The organism is Streptomyces sp. NPDC046557 (assembly GCF_040645975.1).
Classification (GTDB): domain Bacteria; phylum Actinomycetota; class Actinomycetes; order Streptomycetales; family Streptomycetaceae; genus Streptomyces.
Genome location: NZ_JBEYZH010000023.1, coordinates 54,640 through 70,562 on the forward strand (window position 1 = coordinate 54,640; position 15,923 = coordinate 70,562).

Sequence of the window (15,923 nt, forward strand, 5' to 3'; positions counted from 1 at the left end):
TATCCGGGCGAGGCCGGATCGTTATGCTCAATTCTCCCTCAGATGTGATGACGGTGTGAGCATCACGTCACTACTGTCCTCCCAACCGACGGAGGACGGAGCAAGAAGCCGATGAGCGGAGTATCAGTGACCAAGGACGTGCAGGACGCGGCGGGGGCCGCGGACGGCCTGGTCGTACTGAGCAACGTCAACAAGCACTTCGGCGCGCTGCACGTGCTTCAGAACATCGATCTGAGCATTGCCCGCGGTGAGGTCGTCGTGGTGATCGGTCCCTCGGGATCGGGCAAGTCCACGCTGTGCCGGACCATCAACCGGCTGGAGACGATCGATTCGGGGACCATCACGGTCGACGGCAAGGAACTGCCTTCCGAGGGCAGGGAACTGGCTCGGCTGCGGGCCGATGTCGGCATGGTCTTCCAGTCCTTCAACCTGTTCGCGCACAAGACGGTGCTGCAGAACGTGATGCTGGGACAGCTCAAGGTCCGCAAGGCGGACAAGGCGGCGGCGCTGGAGAAGGCGAAGTCGCTGCTCGACCGGGTGGGGGTCGGCTCGCAGGCGGACAAGTACCCGGCGCAGCTCTCCGGTGGTCAGCAGCAGCGCGTGGCGATCGCCCGGGCGCTGGCGATGGACCCGAAGGTGATGCTGTTCGACGAGCCCACTTCGGCCCTCGACCCGGAGATGATCAACGAGGTGCTGGAGGTCATGCAGCAGCTCGCCCGGGAGGGGATGACGATGGTCGTCGTCACGCACGAGATGGGCTTCGCCCGCTCCGCTGCCAACCGGGTCGTCTTCATGGCCGACGGGAAGATCGTCGAAGAGGCCACCCCGGAGCAGTTCTTCGCCAACCCGCGCAGCGACCGCGCCAAGGACTTCCTGTCGAAGATCCTGCACCACTGACGGTCCCGCTCTGGTAGTGATCCGGTGTCAGAACACCGCAACGACCGGACGCGTCGGCAGATCACGTCACGGATCATGTCCCGCCCGGCGTTCAACCACGTCTCATCCGAGGGAAGTTCACGATGAAGGTTTACAAGGCTGGTGCGGCCGTCGCCGCGGCCGTCGCTCTCGCCCTGACCGCGACCGCCTGTGGCGGCAGCAGCGACAAGTCCTCCGGTGGCGGCGGTGCGTCCGGTGACTCCAAGGGCAAGATCGTCATCGGCATCAAGTTCGACCAGCCGGGTGTGGGTCTCAAGACCCCGGACGGCAAGTTCACCGGTTTCGACGTCGACGTCGCGACGTACGTGGCCAAGGAACTCGGCTACGAGCCGAACCAGATCGAGTTCAAGCAGGCCGTCAGCTCCGAGCGCGAGAACTTGATCGCCAACGGCGACGTCAAGCTGGTCGTCGCGAGCTACTCGATCAACGACAAGCGCAAGCAGAAGGTCGACTTCGCCGGTCCGTACCTCCTGGCCCACCAGGACCTGCTGGTCCGCGCCGACGACACCTCGATCACCAAGGCCGAGGACCTCAACAAGAAGAAGCTCTGCTCCGTCACCGGCTCCACCTCGGCGCAGAACGTCAAGACCAAGCTGGCGCCCGAGGCCGACCTCCAGGAGTTCCCGGGCTACTCCGAGTGCCTCACCGGCCTGGAGAACAAAGCCGTGGACGCGCTGACCACGGACAACTCGATCCTGGCCGGTTACGCCGCGCAGGAGAAGAACAAGGGCAAGTTCAAGCTGGTCGGGCTGAACCTGAGCAACGAGAACTACGGCATCGGCCTCAAGAAGGGCGACAAGGACCTCCAGACCAAGGTCAACGCCGCCCTCAAGAAGATGGTCGCGGACGGTGCCTGGGAGGCGGCCGTGAAGAAGAACTTCGGGCCGGCCGACTACAAGAACGAGCCTGCCCCGCAGATCACCGAAGGCAGCTGATTCCCCGGTGAGGAACGTCGCCGCCCGCCTGCCGCGGGCGGCGGCGCGCCCCACCGGCCATCTCTGGGGAGAGCGCAGGGCAACGTGTTCGACTTTCTTGATTCCGGGCAGTACGACCTGCTCGGAGCCTTTTGGGTGACGGTTCAGCTCACCCTCTACTCGGCGGTCGGTTCCCTCATATGGGGCACCGTCCTGGTCGGGATACGGGTCAGCCCGGTCCCGCTGATGCGCGGCTTCGCCGCCGTGTACGTCAACGTGGTGCGCAACACCCCGCTGACCGTGCTCATCATCGCCTGCTCGCTGGGGCTCAGCCAGACCCTGGGCATCACGCTCGGCGGCGAGACCTTCAAGGAGACCGGCTTCCGGCTGGCCGTCCTGGGTCTGACCGCCTACACCGGCACCTTCGTCTGCGAGGCGCTGCGCTCCGGCATCAACACCGTGCCCGTGGGCCAGGCGGAGGCGGCCCGCGCGCTGGGCCTGAGCTTCTTCCAAGTGCTCACCCTGATCGTGCTCCCCCAGTCCTTCCGTGCGGTCGTCGCGCCGCTCACCAACGTACTGATCGCCCTCACCAAGAACACCACCGTGGCGGCGGCCATCGGCGTGGCCGAAGCGGCCCTGCTGATGAAGGAAATGATCGAGAACGAGGCGGACGCGCTCTTCGCGGTCTTCGCGGTGTTCGCCTTCGGCTTCGTCGTACTGACCCTGCCCACCGGCTTGCTGCTGGGCTGGGTGGCCAAGCGAATGGCGGTGAAGCGATGACCTCCGTGCTGTACGACACCCCCGGCCCGAAGGCCAAGGTCCGCAACCGGATCTACTCCGCCGTCTTCGTCGTGCTGCTGGGTCTGGCCCTGTGGTGGGCGCTGGGACTCATGGCGGACAAGCACCAGCTCGACGGCGAGAAGTGGAGCCCGTTCGTCACCGACGGGGAGGTCTGGACGACGTTCCTGATCCCCGGTCTGCTGGAGACGCTGAAGGCCGGCGTGATCGCCATGGTGATCGCGCTTCCGCTGGGCGCGCTGCTCGGCATCGGCCGGCTCTCCGACCACCGCTGGGTACGCATACCGGTCGGCACGGTCGTGGAGTTCTTCCGGGCCATCCCGGTCCTGATGCTGATGCTGTTCGGCTTCGCCCTGTACGTGAAGTTCTCCAACGTCGAGTCCGGGATCCGGCCGCTGTACGCGGTGGTCACGGGCCTGGTCCTCTACAACGCCTCGGTCATCGCCGAGATCGTCCGGGCCGGCATCCAGTCGCTGCCGCGCGGGCAGACCGACGCCGCCAAGGCGATCGGCATGCGCAAGGGCCAGGCCATGACGTACGTCCTGCTCCCGCAGGCCGTCACGGCGATGCTGCCGGCCCTGGTGAGCCAGCTCGTGGTGATCCTCAAGGACACCGCGCTCGGGGGCGCCGTCCTGGGCTACGGCGAGCTGCTGTCGATGAACCGGCAGATCTCCGCGAACTACAGCAACACCATCCCCAGTCTGATCGTGATCGCGGCGGTGTTCGTGGCGGTGAACTACGCCCTCGCCGCGTCCGCCTCCTGGCTGGAGCGCCGGCTGCGGCAGTCGAAGAAGAGCACCGGCGCGGTCGTGGGCGTGGCGGAGGCCGGCGACCTGGCCACCGGGAACAACGGCGTGGGGTGATCCCCCGCCGCCGGCGGCGGCGGTGAGCGATCCGCGAACCGTCCGAGCCCTGACGGTAAGTCCGCTGATGCGAAGTCAGTCGTAGTGCGTAGCCTGTGTGGTGTGGCGGAATCCTCCGCCGCACCACACAGCGCTGTCCGGACCGGTGTCACTTGACGCAGGCACCTCCAGTCGGTTGCATACGTTGTGTGATCACATACCGGACATCGGGAGCCGCACCATGGACCCGGTGATCGTCGTCGGCGGGGGGCCCGTCGGGCTGTCGCTGTCCCTCGCCCTGGCCGGCCAAGGCGTGCCCTCCGTCGTACTGGACGAAGGGCCCGGCAAGGACGAGCCCCGACCGGCCCGTTCCGTTGTCCTGCACTCCGACACCGCGTCCATGGCGCACCGGCTCGGATGTACGACGCTGCGCGACGAGGGGGCGTACTACGCGGCCTGGCGCACGATGCGGCGGGGCCGGGACTCGCAGCGGATCACCTTCGAGGAGCACCCGGCGCCGCTGCACCTGCCGCAGCACGCCCTGACGCGCGGCCTGCGGGACGCGGCCGTCGCCGAGCCACTGGTCCGGCTGGTCACCGACACCCGGCTGGACGCCTTGGAGCAGGACGGCCGCGGGGTCACCGCCCACACCCGGGGCGCCGAGACCACCTGGTGGCGCGGCAGCCACCTGGTGGGCTGCGACGGAGCCCGCTCGACCGTACGCAAGCTGCTCGGGGTCCGCTTTCCCGGCCGGACCGCCGTCGAGCGGCACGCCGTGGCCGCCCTGCGCACCGAACTGCCTTGGCCCGGCGAGGCTTTGCTGCACCGCGGTGCGACGGGCGAGGTCACCGCCCGGCCGCTGCCCGACGGGGTGTGGCGGCTGGACTGGCTGCTTCCGCCGCGCGGGGGGCTCGTCACCCCCGACGCTCTCGTCACCCTGATCCGGGACACCCTGGCGGCGTGGTGCGGGGGCACCACTCCCCCGTACGACCTGATCGACACCGGCGTGCACACCCTGCACCACCGCCTCGCCCGGCGCTGGCGCGACGGCCGGGCCTTCCTCGCCGGGGACGCCGCGCACCTGCTGGGCGCGCTCGGCACGCAGGGGGTCGAGGAGGGGCTGCGGGACGCCGAGAACCTCGCCTGGAAGCTCGCGCTGGACTGGCACCAGGGAGCCTCCGAGGCGCTGCTGGACAGCTACGAGGACGAGCGGCGCAGGGCGGTGGCGGCCCGGCTGCGGGTCGCCGACCAGGCGCTGCCCGCCCTGCGCGGCGGGGGCGGACTGCGCACCTACCTTCCCGGGGCGGCGCGTTCCGCCGAAAGCCTGCTCACCGACGGCCACCTCGGCCGGGGCGCGTTGGGCGGGGAGCCGACGTACGCCCCGCCCGTGGCCGTACGGGAGGTGCCGACCGCCACCGAACCCGGCGGCCCGGTGGCGAACGTACCGGTGACCGCGCCCGACGGGTCGACGGTGCCGCTGCGGGACCTGCTGGGGCGGGGCCGGCTGCTGGTGCTCCTGGTCGCGCCGGGCACCGGGGTGTGGGACCGGCGGCATTGGCTGGGCGCCGGGCTGATGCCCCGGCTCGCGGCGGCCGTCAGCGCCCTGCCCGTCCGGGCGGAACTCCTGGTGGCCGACGGCTACCCCGGCGCCCCGGCGCACACCGTGCTGCTCGTCCGGCCCGACGGCCATCTGGCGGCGACCTTCGCCGGAGTCCGGCCCGCGGAACTGTACGAGGCGGCCGACGCCGTCCGCTGCGGTCCCCGAGCCCCGGCGGGCGGAGTCGCGACCCCGCTGGAGGAGACGTCCACCACTCCCACGGGTGTGATCGATTGACCCCCTTGACTTCTCGTGCTTCACTCGCGGTCATGACCGGCAACGACGTGCGCCTGTGGCGGAGGGTCCATATGGACCTGCTCCGCTACGCGGGCTGCGTGTGTCGCCCTTCCTGCTGATTCGCCCTTTCCTTCCGCGCGCCCCGTGACCCCGGGGTCCTGTGGTCCCGTGTCCTTCCGGGACCGGCGGCGCGCACCCGCGAACTCCCAGGACGGTCCATCCCCATGTCTGCGCCCACACACGCGCCCGCGCCGGCCACCCCGGCCGCCACCACCCCTACTCCTGCCACCCCCGCCACCACCCTTGCCGCCTCCGCCGCACCGACGACGGCGGAACTGCTCGCCTTCGTGCTCCGCACCGCGGCCGACCCCGAACTCGTCGCCTCGCTCCCCCTGGACCCGGAAGGGCGTACGTGGATCCGGCTGGACGGTCCCCGGGGCAGCGAAGCCTGGTTGATCGGCTGGCCGCCGGGTACCGGCACCGGCTGGCACGACCACGCGGAATCGCGGGGCGCGTTCGCGACCGCCCGCGGGAAACTCACCGAGCGTTCCCTGGCCGTGCGGCTGCCCTCGGAGGGCTGGCGGAGTCTGGAGCTGGCGCCGGACGTGGACCGGGGCCGGGGCGTCCCGGCGGGCGAGGGGCGCGGTTTCGGGGAGCACCACGTACACGAGGTGCTCAACGAGTCGCGGACCGAACACGCCGTCTCGGTGCACGCGTACTACCCGCCGCTCCCGCTGATCCGCCGCTACAGCCGCACCGGCCCGGTGCTCAGGCTGGAGCACGTCGAGCGTCCGGCGGACTGGCAGTGAGCGGCGCGGCGCAGGGCATCGACGCCCTGATCGACCGGCTCCGTACGACGTACGCGCGCGTCTCGCCGCGGGAGGCCCAGGCCGCGAGGCGGGAGGAAGGGGCCCTCCTGGTCGACATCCGCTACCAGGCGCTGCGCGAGCGGGACGGACTGATCCCGGGGGCCGTGGTCGTGGAGCGCAACGAGCTGGAGTGGCGGCTGGATCCCCAGGGCTCCCACCGCCTCCCCGAAGCCACCGGGCACGACCTGCGGGTGGTGGTGATCTGCAACGAGGGCTACGCCTCGACCTTGGCCGCGGCCTCCCTGCACGCGCTGGGTCTGCACCGCGCGACCGATCTGACGGGCGGCTTCCAGGCGTGGAAATCCGCCGGCCTGCCCGTCGCGCCACCGGAGGCTGTCAGGCCGCCGGAGAAGGTCGCCCCGCCGGAGGCTGTCACGCGGGCGTGACCTCGGAGTGCGCCGGCGCGGGTCCCGGAGCCCCGCCGGCACGGACTCCGGCGCGCCCGGTGCCCGAGGCTCAGTCCCGGGGGTTCAGTCCCCGGGGTATTCCTCCCCGTCCTCGCCCTCGGATTCCAGCGCGCGGCGGACCACCCGCAGGGCCATGCCCTCCGGGTACCCCTTGCGCGCCAGCATCCCGGCGAGACGCCGGATCCGCTTGTCCCGCTCCAGGCCCCGGGTCGCCCGGAGCTTGCGCTCCACGAGCTCCCGGGCCGTCTGCTCCTCCTGCGTGGAGTCGAGTTGTTCCAGGGCTTCCTGGACGAGGGTGGCGTGGACCCCCTTGGTGCGCAGTTCCTGGGCGAGCGCCCGGCGGGCCAGGCCGCGGCCGCGGTGGCGGGACTCGACCCAGGCTCCGGCGAAGGCGGCGTCGTCGATCAGGCCCACCTCCTCGTACCGGGAGAGGACCTCCTGCGACACCTCCTCGGGGATGCCCCGCTTCTCCAGGGCGTCCGCGAGCTGACGCCGGGTCCGCGGCATCCCGGTGAGCAGGCGCAAGCAGATCGCCCGCGCCTGCTCCTCGGGGCTCTGGGGCGGCAGCTCCTGACGGCCTTCCCGGCCGCTCTCCCCGCCGCTCCTTTCCCGCTCCCGCACGGGTCAGCTCTTGGCCACGGCGGCCTTGGCCGTCGTCTTGGCCTTCGACGCGGGGGCGGGCACGGCGGTGGCGTCGGCGGAAGCCTCCGCACCGGCCTCCGCGGCGCCGGCGTCCTTGCGCACGCCCACGCCCAGCTTCTCCTTGATCTTCCGCTCGATCTCGTTGGCGAGATCCGGGTTGTCCTTGAGGAAGTTGCGGGCGTTCTCCTTGCCCTGACCGAGCTGGTCGCCCTCGTACGTGTACCAGGCACCGGCCTTGCGGACGAAGCCGTGTTCCACGCCCATGTCGATCAGGCCGCCCTCGCGGCTGATGCCATGGCCGTAGAGGATGTCGAACTCGGCCTGCTTGAAGGGCGGCGCGACCTTGTTCTTGACAACCTTGACGCGGGTACGGTTGCCGACCGCGTCGGTGCCGTCCTTGAGGGTCTCGATACGACGGATGTCCAGACGCACGGAGGCGTAGAACTTCAGCGCGCGGCCACCGGTGGTGGTCTCGGGCGAGCCGAACATCACACCGATCTTCTCGCGGAGCTGGTTGATGAAGATCGCGGTGGTCTTCGACTGGTTGAGCGCACCGGTGATCTTGCGGAGCGCCTGGCTCATCAGACGGGCCTGGAGACCCACGTGCGAGTCGCCCATCTCGCCCTCGATCTCGGCGCGGGGCACGAGCGCCGCGACGGAGTCGATGACGATCAGGTCGAGAGCGCCGGAGCGGACCAGCATGTCCACGATCTCCAGCGCCTGCTCGCCGGTGTCCGGCTGCGACAGGATGAGGTTGTCGGTGTCGACGCCGAGCGCCTTCGCGTACTCCGGGTCGAGCGCGTGTTCGGCGTCCACGAAGGCGACGGTGCCGCCGGCCTTCTGTGCGTTGGCCACGGCGTGGAGGGTCAGGGTCGTCTTGCCGGAGGACTCCGGTCCGTACACCTCGATCACACGGCCGCGGGGCAGCCCGCCGACGCCGAGCGCGATGTCCAACGCGGTCGATCCGGTGGGGATGACCTCGATGGGGTCGTTCGGCTTGTCGCCGAGGCGCATGACCGCACCCTTGCCGAATTGCCGTTCAATCTGTGCGAGCGCGGCGTCGAGAGCCTTCTCGCGGTCGGTGCCTGCCATGGGTTCCACCCGGTTTGCTTGAGTCGATCGCTTCACGCCATTGACGCTAACGCCTGCCACTGACAATGCGCTCCCACGCCCGGTTCGGCTGTGGATAACCCATGAGAATGCGTGTTCGATTTTCCTGTCAAGCCGGCCACGCCGAGCGCCCCCGGATGCCCGGATCGCCGCCGCGCGGCGCCGGCCCGGCCGGCGTCAGCCCAGGCCCGCCGTGAAACCGCCGCGGGCGACACCGGAGCGGAGCAAACGGCCCCAGCCGGCCATGGCGCCGGGCCCGTCCACCGCACACAGCGTGCTCTCGGCGAGGTGCCCCACCCCACACCGGGGGACCGCTCCGTCGCGCGCGCGGCCAGGACGGTCATGCCGGGCGCGGCCGGGCGGGGGTGGGGGCGGGCATGGGAACGGCACCTCCGGGGAGGTGCCGGTGGCGCGCCACCCCCGACGCGGGGCGGTGGGGGCGGCGCGGGGGTCGGGGTTACGGCTTGGGCAGGGTGCAGCCGGGGCGGGTCAGGTCGATCTTGTTGCCGGCGCCTATGCACGGGACGATGATGTAGGTCTCCTGGGCGTAGTTGATGCCCTCGCGGACCGTGACCACGCCGTTCTGGTCCACCTCGCACGGGTTGTTCTCCGTGCAGCGCTCACCGTTCTCGTTGCCCGTGTTGTTCACGGCGACGACCTTGCCGGTCGTTGTGTCGATCACCGGCGAGCCCGACGTACCGCCGATGGTGTTGCACGACGGGGTGTAGCGGACCGAGTCCTTCCAGGTCCAGGAACCTTCCTTGAGGAGGTAGGCGAACCCGTCGACGTTGCAGCTGTAGGTGCGCTTCCAGTAGCCCGAGACGACCTTGATCGCCGTCCCCTGTACCGGGTGGGCGTCGTTGAGGGTCAGCGCGCTGATGCCGTACTTGCTCTGGATCTGCGCGTACGTCGAGGTCAACTGGTAGATCGAGATGTCGGTGTCGGTCATCGTCGCGTACGCGACCTTGCTCGCCCGCAGCGTCGCCACCTTGCTGCCGCTCGCGCCCAGAAGGGAGAACGAACGGCTGGACGGCTGGTCCTTGATGACCTCGCCCGGCCCGGGGAAGCCCGTCTCCAGGCAGTGCCCGTTGGACAGGACGAGCGCGGGGTCGTTCGGCTGCGAGCCGGGGGCGCGCACGACGGACCCGGAGCAGTTGCTGAGCGCGACCGTTCCCGCGTAGTTGACGGTGACGGCCGGCGCCGCCTTGTCCCGCGCGGAGGCCGGTGCCTGCGGGGCCGCGTCCCGGGGCGCGGAGGCCACGGCCGGGGCCGCTCCCGCTCCGATCAGGAGCACGGAGAGCAGGGCGCCGGCGAGAGGCTTGTTCATGTGGGGGTTCCCCTCTGGTGACGATGCAACCGAAGATCCTCCGGTTGTCATGCGCATTGTTGGGAGGTCGAGCCCAACCCACAAGAGGGCATGGTGCGTTGAGGAAACCCGCTATCACCGGGGAAGTTGACCCCCCGCCGGCCGAAACCGCCCCCTTGACCATCCCCCGCGTCATCCCCAACTGCCCCAACAAGCCCATCCGGTCACGAACGGGGTCGTGAGCGGCATACCCGTCCCCATGGGTCCGCACGCCGCCCCGGCCCCGAACTCCCGCCGGCCCATCGGTACTCTGCGATGCCCCCGACGACCGAGGGCGCTCATTCCGCTTTGGAGGAACCATGGCCATCAAGAAGGCCACGATCCAGCAGCAGGTGGCCGAGGCCATCGCACAGATCAACCCGGCCGACCGGCCCATCGTCACGATCCAGGCCATCGCCGGCCCCAGCGTCTGGCTGATGAGCATGCTCGGCCTGATCGGCCAGATGTTCCTCACCTACTACTTCGTCACCGTGACCGAGCAGGCCGTGGTCCTCCACAAGGCGAGCCGGATGAGCAACCGGCCGCAGGAGATCGTCTTCGCCATACCGCCGGCCCAGGCCGTGGGCGCGGTCACCGAAGTCAAGCGGAACACCCTCTGGAGCTCGTTCCGCTTCCAGCTCCCCGGCCAGGAGCGCCCGACCCGCATGAACGTGCACCGCATGTGGCGCAACGAGATGGACCAGGTCATCGGACTGCTGACGAGCCAGTCCCAGCCGGTCGCCTGACCTCGCACCCCTCGGTGGCCGGATCCTGCCTACTCGGGCGGGGTCCGGCCACCGCCCGTTTCCCGGCGAAGGCCGCGGGACCACCTTCGACTGACAACCTAGGGTTGACACCCCTTCGACTGTCAACCTACGGTTGCATCATGACGAACCCTCCCGTGGAACCCGTTCGCATGACCAGTCCGGTACGCCTCGACGACCTGATCGAGGCGATCAAGAAGGTCCACCCCGACACCCTGGAGCAGCTCAGTGGCGCAGTCGTCGCCGCCGAGCACCTCGGCGACGTGGCGGACCACCTCATCGGCCACTTCGTCGACCAGGCCCGCCGCTCCGGCGCCTCCTGGACCGACATCGGCCGCAGCATGGGCGTCACCCGGCAGGCCGCCCAGAAACGCTTCGTCCCCAAGGCGGACAAGGCGGACAAGGGCGAGAAGGGCGACGGCGGCGAGTTCGACGCGGCCCAGGGCTTCGCCCGCTTCACCCCCCGCGCCCGCGGCGTGGTCGTGGCCTCACAGAACGAGGCCCGCGCCACCGGGAGCACCGAGATCCGCACCGAGCACCTGGTGCTCGGCCTGCTGGCGGAGCCCGAGGGGCTGGCCGGACTCGTCATGAACGGCCACCACGTGACCGACGAAGCCGTCCGCGCCGCCGTCACCGCGGTCCTGCCGGAGCGCGTCGCGCCGGAGGAGCTACCGGCGCTGATCCCCTTCGACGCCGGCGCGAAGAAGGCCCTGGAGCTGACCTTCCGCGAGGCCCTGCGCCTCGGTCACCCCTACGTCGGCACCGAGCACATCCTGCTCGCCCTGCTCGAACTCGAAAACGGACAGGGCGTGCTCAGCGGCCTCGGTCTGGAGAAGAGCACGGTCGAGACGAGCGTCACCGACGCCCTGGCAGCCATCGTCGAAGGGCGGGAGAAGTAGCCGCAGGAGAGGTGGAGGCCGCAGAGGTGGAGGCCGGAGCACCCGACGCGGGAGAGGTGGCGGAACCCGCGTCGGCCCCCCGGCCCCCGCCGTCGTCCCCGTCGACGCCCTCCGTCAGCTCGTAGCGCTTCACGTACGCGCCGAGGAACGCCTGGAGCGTGGCGACGGCCGGGATCGCGATGAGCGCCCCGACCGCTCCCAGCAGGGCGGTGCCCGCGATGACCGAGCCGAAGGCGACCGCCGGATGGATGTCCACCGTCTTCGCGGTCAGCTTGGGCTGGAGCACGTAGTTCTCGAACTGCTGGTAGATCACCACGAATCCGAGCACGTACAGCGCGTACCACGGGTCGACCGTGAAGGCGATCAGCATGGGCAGCGCGCCCGCCAGGTAGGTGCCGATGGTGGGGACGAACTGCGACACCAGCCCCACCCACACCGCCAGCGCGGGCGCGTACGGCACGTCGAGGACGGCGAACACCACGTAGTGGGCGACGCCCGAGATCAGGGCCATCAGCCCGCGCGAGTAGAGGTAACCGCCCGTCTTCGCGACGGCGATCTCCCAGGCGCGCAGCACCTCCGACTGCTTGGCGGGCGGCAGCACGGAGCACAGCGCGCGCCGCAGCCGCGGGCCGTCGGCGGCGAAGTAGAACGAGAACAGCCCGATGGTCAGCAGCTTGAACAGGCCGCCGAGCACGGTGGCGGACACGTCGAGCACTCCGCTCGCGCTGTTGCGCACGTACTTCTGCAGCCAGTCCGAGTGCAGCAGGCTGTCCTGGATCTCCAGCCGCGACAGATCCGTGTGGAACGTCGCGTTGACCGTTCTGATCACGGAGTCGAGGTAGCGCGGGAAGCCCTCCACCATGTCGACGATCTGCCCGGCGAGCATCGAGCCGAGCAGCGCCACGAATCCGGCGGCGACGACGAACACCCCGAGGAACACCAGGAAGGTCGCGAGTCCGCGGCGCATGCCGCGGGCCGCCATCCGGGACACGGCGGGTTCGACGGCGAGCGCGAGGAAGAAGGCGATCAGGACGTTGACGAGTAGACCGATGAGCTGGTGGAAGGCCCAGCTGCCGAGCTGGAAGCAGGCAACGAGAGCCAGTACGAGGATCACCGCGCGGGGCAGCCAGCGCGGCATCCGGGCCACGGGCTCCGCCGCCGCGGTCGCGCCGGTGGCCCGCGCCGACGGCTCGGGGGTCCGGGGCGGCGGGGCAGCCGCGTGCTCGGTCTGTTCGGCGTGCTCGGGCTCTCCGGCGTGCTCGGTCTGTTCGGCGTGCTCGGTCGGGAGGGGGGTCGTCTCTTCAGTCGCTGCCACGCACCCCAGTCTGACCCACCCCGCACCGGACCGGACGGGCCGGGCAGTCGGTCAGCGCCGCGAGGCGGGCACGTCCATCGCCGAACACACCGCACGCCAGACGTCCTTGGCCTCCCAGCCCGCTTCCAGCGCCTGGTACACGGTACGTCCGCCGAGCTCCGTCATGACGTGGTCCCGCGCGAAGGAGTCCGCGTAGGCCGCCCCGAAGTGCTCGGCCATCCGCTCCCAGAAAACCGTCAACCGCATGCCACCAGTATCGCGCCCCTGAGAGTGCACCGGCCGCGTTCGCACCCCCGGCCCCGCGTCCGGCGCCCTACGGTTCCCGCATGCCTGGAGACGAAGCCGCGTCGGCCGCGCCGACCCCGCTCGCCCGCGCCGAGCGGTTCATCTGGCTCACCGCGCGGGTGCTGGAACAGCGCCGGTTCGCGTTCCACTTCCTCGGCGGCGACGCCGACGCCGTGGACCGCGCCCTCGGCGCGTACCTGGGTGCCGACGGAGGCTACGGGCACGCGCTCGACCCCGAACTGCGCGGACCGCTGAGCCGGCCGCTGCACGCCGCGTACGCCCTGCGGGTGCTGGACGCCCTCGGCCGCTGCGGAGGCCGGCGGGTGGAGCGCCTCTGCGCGCACCTGACGGCGGTCTCCACCCCCGACGGCGCCCTCCCGGTGGTGTCCGCCGCCCCGGCCGAGCATCCGACGCTCCCCTACGACCCGGTGCGGGACGATCCGTCGGGCACGCTGGAGACCACCGGCCCGGTCGTCGGCGCGCTGCACCGCAACCGGGTCTGGCACGCGTGGCTGTTCCGGGCCACCGACTTCTGCTGGGACCGGGTCGAGACGCTGCGCCACTGGCACCCGGGCGAGGTGCGGGGCGCGGTGGCGTTCCTCGACGGCGTCCCCGACCGGAGCCGGGCGGCGGCGGCCGCGGACCGGCTGGGTCGGCTGGTGCGCGAGCGGCCCCTGGTGGTGCTGGATCCGGCGCGCCGGGCCGAGTACCCGACGGTGCGCGGGTACGCACCGGGCGGGCGACTGTTCCCGTACGACGTGGCGGGCCGCCCCGAGTCGTGGGCGCGCGGCTGGTTCACCGACGCGGAGATGAGCCGGTCCCTGGACTTCCTCACCGCCCGGCAGCAGCCGGACGGGGGCTGGCCGGTGCTCCGCCACGACGCCTGGGCGCCGGGCAGCTCCCTGGAGCGGCGCCCGATCGCCACCTTGGAGGCGCTCCTCACCCTCCGCGCCTACGGCCGCCCGCTGACCTGACCCCCAACGGCTAACCGCCCAGGGCGCGCAGCCCGGCCGTGACCAGGACCGCCGCGCCGACCACGACGAGGAACGGGGCGCGCAGCAGCAGTGCCACGGCGGCGGCGGCCAGTCCGGCGGCGCGGGCGTCGAGCACCAGCTCGTGGCCGGTGCTGAACGTCTGCTGGGCGGTGAGGGCGGCGAGCAGGGCGACGGGCAGCAGCGCGGACAGCGTGCGCACGCCCGGCCGCTCCAGCGCCCCGGCGGGCACGAGCAGCCCGGCGAGCTTGACGGCGTAGCAGCCGATGACGGTCAGCCCGATGGCGATCCAGACGTTCACGAGCGGCGTCCCTTCATCCACAGCACGGCGGGGGCGGCCAGCGCCGCGATCAGCACGGGCACCCCGGAGGGCAGTACGGGCAACAGGCCGAGCCCCAGGACCAGCGCGAGGCCGGCGACGGCCCGTTCGGTGGAGCTCTTCAGCATCGGGGCGAGCAGGGCGAGGAAGACGGCGGGTCCGGCCGCGTCCAGGCCCCATACGGTGGTGTCGCCGATGGCCTCGGCGCCGAGCGCGCCGAGCAGGGTGGTGACGTTCCACAGGACGTACAGGGTCAGCCCGGTCACGGTGAACCCGAGCCGCGCCGACTTGCGGCCGGGCTGGGCGAGGGCGACGGCGGTCGTCTCGTCGATGACCCAGTGCGCGGCGAGCGGCCGGACGGGCTTGGGAAGGGCGAGCAGCTGGGACAACCGCAGCCCGTAGAAGGCGTTGCGGGTCCCGAGGAAGAAGGCACCGGCGGCGGCGGTGAACGGGTTGCCGCCCGCGGCGAGGGCGCCGACGAGCGCGAACTGCGAGGCGCCGGTGAAGACGAGCAGGCTCAGCGCGCACGCCTGGAGCACGCTCACACCGGATCCGGCGGCGGTCACCCCGAACGCGAATCCCGACAGGCCGACGGCCACCCCGACGCCGAGGGCGTCCCGTACGACGGCGGCGCGCGGCCGCTCGACGACCCCCTGGGGGGTCTCTTGCATCACCATCTGATCTTCTCCCACGCCCCTGACGCTATGCGGGGGTCCGGGGAGCGGTCTTGTACGTTCTTGCGCGCCCGGTGCGCTCCGGTGGGCTCGCCCGGCCTCAGCCGCTGCGCCTGCGCTCCCGCCGGTAGGCGCCCGGCGGGACCCCGACGATCCGGGTGAAGTGGCGGTTCAGGTGCGGCTGGTCGGTGAAGCCGACGGTGACGGCCGCCTCCGCCGGCGGAGTGCCCGCGTCCAGCAACCGGCGGGCCCGGCGCACCCGGGCGTCGGTCAGCCAGGTGTGCGGCGGCATCCCGTACCGCTCCCTGAAGGCCCGCAGCAGGGCGAACGGGCTCGTCCCCAGCTCCGCGGCGAGCTGCTCCAGCGACGGCGGCTCCGCGATCCGTTCCTCCAGTACGGCCTTGGCCCGCTCCGCGTCGGCGCCGCCCGCGCGCCGTACCGTACGGGCCGGCAGCGGTCCGGCGTGCCGGGTCAGCATCCGCGCCACGACACCCCGCAGCAGCGTGTCGGCGGCCAGCGCGTTCCCAGCCTCGGCGGCCCGGTGCACCTCGGCGATCATCCGTGAGGCGTGCGGGTCGGGGACCATGTCGGCGGTGAAACCGGGGGTCCCGCGCACCGTGCCGATCTCGGCGGCGACCTCGGTGATCAGCGCGCGGGACGGGTAGAGGGTGGCGTACGCCCAGCCCTCGGGGACCCCGGCGCGGGCGGTGTGCGCCACCTCCGGGTTGATCAGGACCACGCTGCCCGGCCCGGCGCGCAGGGTGCCGGCCGGCAGGCCGATCTCCTCGACGCCGCCGGTGACGGCCGCGATGACGTACCCGTCGTGGGCGTGGCGCGGGAAGGTGTGGCGTACGTAGTGGGCGCGCAACAGGTCCAGCCCCGGCAGCTCCGGGTACTGCCAGTGCCGCGCCCACTCCCGGCGGCCGTCGTCCGTCCCCATTCCCCCATTCTGCGCCCCGGCCCGTCGGCGCGTTTACG

General features: G+C 71.4%; 19 protein-coding genes. 11 read left to right on the forward strand and 8 right to left on the reverse strand.

Annotated features, from left to right (window positions below; all coding sequences use genetic code 11):
- Positions 1-111 precede the first annotated feature (111 nt).
- The 8 genes from ABZ934_RS27595 to ABZ934_RS27630 all read left to right on the forward strand — a co-directional run bounded on the left by ABZ934_RS27595 (position 112) and on the right by ABZ934_RS27630 (position 6,579).
- Complete coding sequence (locus tag ABZ934_RS27595; RefSeq protein WP_361318239.1) at positions 112-897, forward strand: amino acid ABC transporter ATP-binding protein; 786 nt, start codon at positions 112-114, stop codon at positions 895-897.
- Positions 898-1,019: 122 nt separating this feature from the next.
- Positions 1,020-1,871, forward strand: a complete 852-nt coding sequence (locus ABZ934_RS27600; RefSeq protein ID WP_361318241.1) for a glutamate ABC transporter substrate-binding protein — start codon at positions 1,020-1,022, stop codon at positions 1,869-1,871.
- A gap of 84 nt (positions 1,872-1,955) precedes the next feature.
- The gene (locus ABZ934_RS27605; protein ID WP_361318243.1) at positions 1,956-2,630 is read left to right on the forward strand and encodes an amino acid ABC transporter permease; all 675 of its coding nucleotides are present in this window, start codon (positions 1,956-1,958) and stop codon (positions 2,628-2,630) included.
- Positions 2,627-3,511, forward strand: coding sequence for an amino acid ABC transporter permease (locus ABZ934_RS27610; protein WP_361318245.1), 885 nt, complete (start codon positions 2,627-2,629; stop codon positions 3,509-3,511). The genes ABZ934_RS27605 and ABZ934_RS27610 overlap by 4 nt, the downstream gene beginning before the upstream one ends.
- A gap of 220 nt (positions 3,512-3,731) precedes the next feature.
- Entirely contained in the window at positions 3,732-5,324 is a 1,593-nt protein-coding gene (locus ABZ934_RS27615) for an FAD-dependent monooxygenase (protein WP_361318247.1), read from the forward strand.
- Between the two features lie 32 nt (positions 5,325-5,356).
- Positions 5,357-5,443 (forward strand): putative leader peptide, encoded by an 87-nt coding sequence (locus ABZ934_RS27620; protein ID WP_311318651.1) that lies wholly within the window; start codon positions 5,357-5,359, stop codon positions 5,441-5,443.
- Between the two features lie 105 nt (positions 5,444-5,548).
- Positions 5,549-6,133: a cysteine dioxygenase gene (locus ABZ934_RS27625; RefSeq protein WP_361318249.1), complete on the forward strand. Its 585-nt coding sequence runs from the start codon at positions 5,549-5,551 to the stop codon at positions 6,131-6,133.
- Positions 6,130-6,579, forward strand: a complete 450-nt coding sequence (locus ABZ934_RS27630; protein WP_361318251.1) for a rhodanese-like domain-containing protein — start codon at positions 6,130-6,132, stop codon at positions 6,577-6,579. The genes ABZ934_RS27625 and ABZ934_RS27630 overlap by 4 nt, the downstream gene beginning before the upstream one ends.
- Positions 6,580-6,663: 84 nt before the next feature.
- Here ABZ934_RS27630 and recX read toward each other — a convergent pair whose 3' ends face one another.
- From recX to ABZ934_RS27645, 3 genes are all read right to left on the reverse strand, one after another.
- The gene (gene recX, locus ABZ934_RS27635) at positions 6,664-7,221 is read right to left on the reverse strand and encodes a recombination regulator RecX (RefSeq protein WP_361318253.1); all 558 of its coding nucleotides are present in this window, start codon (positions 7,219-7,221) and stop codon (positions 6,664-6,666) included.
- Between the two features lie 3 nt (positions 7,222-7,224).
- Positions 7,225-8,343, reverse strand: coding sequence for a recombinase RecA (gene recA / locus ABZ934_RS27640; protein ID WP_361318255.1), 1,119 nt, complete (start codon positions 8,341-8,343; stop codon positions 7,225-7,227).
- Positions 8,344-8,809: 466 nt separating this feature from the next.
- Positions 8,810-9,679, reverse strand: coding sequence for a serine protease (locus tag ABZ934_RS27645; RefSeq protein ID WP_361318257.1), 870 nt, complete (start codon positions 9,677-9,679; stop codon positions 8,810-8,812).
- A 338-nt stretch (positions 9,680-10,017) separates the two neighbouring features.
- Here ABZ934_RS27645 and ABZ934_RS27650 point away from each other — a divergent pair, with 338 nt between their 5' ends.
- Both ABZ934_RS27650 and ABZ934_RS27655 read left to right on the forward strand, forming a co-directional pair.
- The gene (locus ABZ934_RS27650; RefSeq protein WP_361318259.1) at positions 10,018-10,443 is read left to right on the forward strand and encodes a hypothetical protein; all 426 of its coding nucleotides are present in this window, start codon (positions 10,018-10,020) and stop codon (positions 10,441-10,443) included.
- A 140-nt stretch (positions 10,444-10,583) separates the two neighbouring features.
- Positions 10,584-11,360 (forward strand): Clp protease N-terminal domain-containing protein, encoded by a 777-nt coding sequence (locus ABZ934_RS27655; RefSeq protein WP_361318261.1) that lies wholly within the window; start codon positions 10,584-10,586, stop codon positions 11,358-11,360.
- Here the strand turns inward: ABZ934_RS27655 and ABZ934_RS27660 are convergent.
- Entirely contained in the window at positions 11,317-12,675 is a 1,359-nt protein-coding gene (locus tag ABZ934_RS27660) for an AI-2E family transporter (RefSeq protein WP_361318263.1), read from the reverse strand. The genes ABZ934_RS27655 and ABZ934_RS27660 overlap by 44 nt on opposite strands.
- Positions 12,676-12,726: 51 nt before the next feature.
- Positions 12,727-12,921, reverse strand: coding sequence for a DUF3046 domain-containing protein (locus tag ABZ934_RS27665; RefSeq protein ID WP_361318265.1), 195 nt, complete (start codon positions 12,919-12,921; stop codon positions 12,727-12,729).
- Between the two features lie 80 nt (positions 12,922-13,001).
- Between ABZ934_RS27665 and ABZ934_RS27670 the strand changes: the two genes are divergently transcribed.
- Positions 13,002-13,934 (forward strand): hypothetical protein, encoded by a 933-nt coding sequence (locus ABZ934_RS27670; protein WP_361318267.1) that lies wholly within the window; start codon positions 13,002-13,004, stop codon positions 13,932-13,934.
- A 10-nt stretch (positions 13,935-13,944) separates the two neighbouring features.
- Here the strand turns inward: ABZ934_RS27670 and ABZ934_RS27675 are convergent, their stop codons facing one another.
- From ABZ934_RS27675 to ABZ934_RS27685, 3 genes are all read right to left on the reverse strand, one after another.
- Positions 13,945-14,253: an AzlD domain-containing protein gene (locus tag ABZ934_RS27675; RefSeq protein ID WP_361318269.1), complete on the reverse strand. Its 309-nt coding sequence runs from the start codon at positions 14,251-14,253 to the stop codon at positions 13,945-13,947.
- Positions 14,250-14,948 (reverse strand): AzlC family ABC transporter permease, encoded by a 699-nt coding sequence (locus ABZ934_RS27680; protein WP_361318271.1) that lies wholly within the window; start codon positions 14,946-14,948, stop codon positions 14,250-14,252. Before ABZ934_RS27680 ends, ABZ934_RS27675 begins: the two co-directional genes overlap by 4 nt.
- 97 nt (positions 14,949-15,045) lie before the next feature.
- The gene (locus tag ABZ934_RS27685) at positions 15,046-15,885 is read right to left on the reverse strand and encodes an AraC family transcriptional regulator (RefSeq protein WP_361318273.1); all 840 of its coding nucleotides are present in this window, start codon (positions 15,883-15,885) and stop codon (positions 15,046-15,048) included.
- Positions 15,886-15,923: the final 38 nt, after the last annotated feature.

Bases quoted from the DNA above. Each gene is read 5' to 3' on its own strand.
- ABZ934_RS27600 (WP_361318241.1), top strand. From the start codon at position 1,020: ATGAAGGTTTACAAGGCTGGTGCGGCCGTCGCCGCGGCCGTCGCTCTC.
- ABZ934_RS27685 (WP_361318273.1), bottom strand. From the start codon at position 15,885: ATGGGGACGGACGACGGCCGCCGGGAGTGGGCGCGGCACTGGCAGTAC.
- ABZ934_RS27665 (WP_361318265.1), bottom strand. From the start codon at position 12,921: ATGCGGTTGACGGTTTTCTGGGAGCGGATGGCCGAGCACTTCGGGGCG.
- ABZ934_RS27670 (WP_361318267.1), top strand. From the start codon at position 13,002: ATGCCTGGAGACGAAGCCGCGTCGGCCGCGCCGACCCCGCTCGCCCGC.
- ABZ934_RS27610 (WP_361318245.1), top strand. From the start codon at position 2,627: ATGACCTCCGTGCTGTACGACACCCCCGGCCCGAAGGCCAAGGTCCGC.
- ABZ934_RS27620 (WP_311318651.1), top strand. From the start codon at position 5,357: ATGACCGGCAACGACGTGCGCCTGTGGCGGAGGGTCCATATGGACCTG.
- ABZ934_RS27625 (WP_361318249.1), top strand. From the start codon at position 5,549: ATGTCTGCGCCCACACACGCGCCCGCGCCGGCCACCCCGGCCGCCACC.
- ABZ934_RS27650 (WP_361318259.1), top strand. From the start codon at position 10,018: ATGGCCATCAAGAAGGCCACGATCCAGCAGCAGGTGGCCGAGGCCATC.
- ABZ934_RS27645 (WP_361318257.1), bottom strand. From the start codon at position 9,679: ATGAACAAGCCTCTCGCCGGCGCCCTGCTCTCCGTGCTCCTGATCGGA.
- ABZ934_RS27615 (WP_361318247.1), top strand. From the start codon at position 3,732: ATGGACCCGGTGATCGTCGTCGGCGGGGGGCCCGTCGGGCTGTCGCTG.
- ABZ934_RS27595 (WP_361318239.1), top strand. From the start codon at position 112: ATGAGCGGAGTATCAGTGACCAAGGACGTGCAGGACGCGGCGGGGGCC.
- ABZ934_RS27680 (WP_361318271.1), bottom strand. From the start codon at position 14,948: ATGGTGATGCAAGAGACCCCCCAGGGGGTCGTCGAGCGGCCGCGCGCC.
- ABZ934_RS27655 (WP_361318261.1), top strand. From the start codon at position 10,584: ATGACGAACCCTCCCGTGGAACCCGTTCGCATGACCAGTCCGGTACGC.